Here is a 1,696-nt window from a genome sequence, read left to right as displayed (position 1 = left end):
TTTTTTACATCTTTCGATGTGAGCATCTACAAAATAGATTCTCAAATGAATTAACTGGTTTTACCTATATTTATCTGTTTAATTTTCAAAGACCAATTCGTCATTACCTGACGACTTTTACTATTTTACTAGGTTTTAACTTCTTTGTCAACACTTTTCTAAAACTTTTTTTCAAATTTTTTAAGTGTCTTTTAAAGTTTAAATCCTTATCGCTTGAGCTGCTTACTTGCTTGCCTCAGCGACAAGATTTATTATATATAAAATTAATTAATACTTTTTCAATTTTTTTCTTATTTAATAAAATTTTGTTGTATTTTCTTTGTTTTTCATCAATATTCTACATTTTATAACTAATGACACACTAGGTTCAGTTTGTTTTATTTTTAACAAAAACGACATAAATAAAATAGAACTTATGGTTAAATAAGTTCTATTTTATTTATACTGTTTATTTTAATTTATGTGTTTCTGTATAGTTTTCCCTATCTGGAGTAGTGTAATGGAATTCTACACCAGCCTTTGCATTTCCACTTTTAGCTTTGCCCTGTATCTCTGGAACTACTTCTTCTTTACTTCTATGCTCATAATACCTCTTCATTCCTTTTTTAGCCATATATAACACCACCTTATAATATAAATTTCATTTATATTGTTTACTATAATTAAGTTTTATATTAATGATAAGTATTAGTATATTTTTCTAACTATTATATTTATAACTAGCTAAGAGTTATATAACAAACACTTTTAGTATTATTAGAAGTATGGTTAATAACAATCAACATAGCTCTTAATTAAAGTACGTTATAATTAGTAGTAAAATATTAAATTATTTATTCTGCAAAGTTACATACTTAGAATTTAAAACTACATTTATATAAAATTTACATATACCTCATTATGTTCATAACATCATTGGAAATCTTTTGACTAGCTATTCATATTCAAATACAATTTTAAATTTTTAATTACTATTGCTATGTTTATTTTTTCAATAATAAATACTTGTATTAATTTTTATTTGTTTTTTACTTATTTATAAGTTTATTCTTTATACACTATATTCTTTTAGTTTCCAGTAATTAATATTCATTTTTCTTTTATCTGGATACAATTCTAAACTTAAATTTATTAATAAAATTTTTGTTATTAGTAAAAAATAATTATATCTATAAGTCAATAAAACTTTAGTAGTTAATCATAGTATATAAAACTAAAAATAAGTTTTTTAACTTAAAAATACAAATAACATAGATTAACTAAAATAATCTGTTAACCATTATTATATTGTCAATCTTAATTTTTATTATTTGATAAATGCGTAAATTTAAAAGTTATTAACAACAATCTTACAAAAAACAAAAAGTTATAAACAAATTCACATAAATAACTGTGATTTTGTTTATAACTTCTATTTTTTTAATGTATATTGTTGATAACTTTTTATTTTTTATTTTTCAATAAATAAAAAAAGCTTAGTAAAATTACTAAGCTTGGTGGCTCGAGCAGGAATCGAACCAGCGACACGAGGATTTTCAGTCCTCTGCTCTACCGACTGAGCTATCGAGCCATACTTACCTGGCAACAACCTACCCTCCCACACAGTCTCCCGTGCAGTACTCTCGGCGTCTAGAGGCTTAACTTGCCTGTTCGGAATGGAAAGGAGTGTTACCCTCTAAACCATCATCACCAGATT

Annotated in this window: 1 protein-coding gene, 1 tRNA gene and 1 rRNA gene; all 3 read right to left on the bottom strand. The window is 24.5% G+C overall.

Annotated features, from left to right (window positions below):
• Window positions 1–448 precede the first annotated feature (448 nt).
• The 3 genes from KQI36_RS17590 to rrf all read right to left on the bottom strand — a co-directional run bounded on the left by KQI36_RS17590 (window position 449) and on the right by rrf (window position 1,694).
• Window positions 449–613 carry a hypothetical protein gene (locus KQI36_RS17590; protein WP_162829339.1) on the bottom strand — a complete coding sequence of 55 codons (165 nt, stop codon included), beginning with the start codon at window positions 611–613 and terminating at the stop codon, window positions 449–451.
• Between the two features lie 881 nt (window positions 614–1,494).
• Window positions 1,495–1,570, bottom strand: a tRNA-Phe gene (locus KQI36_RS17585).
• Between the two features lie 6 nt (window positions 1,571–1,576).
• Window positions 1,577–1,694 (bottom strand): 5S ribosomal RNA (rrf, locus tag KQI36_RS17580).
• Window positions 1,695–1,696 lie beyond the last annotated feature (2 nt).

Origin of the sequence: Clostridium senegalense, from assembly GCF_018916625.1 — a bacterium.
Taxonomy (GTDB): Bacteria; Bacillota; Clostridia; order Clostridiales; family Clostridiaceae; genus Clostridium_J; species Clostridium_J senegalense.
Note: the sequence above shows the minus strand (reverse complement) of the source record. Positions and strands in the feature narration are given on the sequence as shown.

Bases quoted from the DNA above. Each gene is read 5' to 3' on its own strand.
- KQI36_RS17590 (WP_162829339.1), bottom strand. From the start codon at position 613: ATGGCTAAAAAAGGAATGAAGAGGTATTATGAGCATAGAAGTAAAGAA.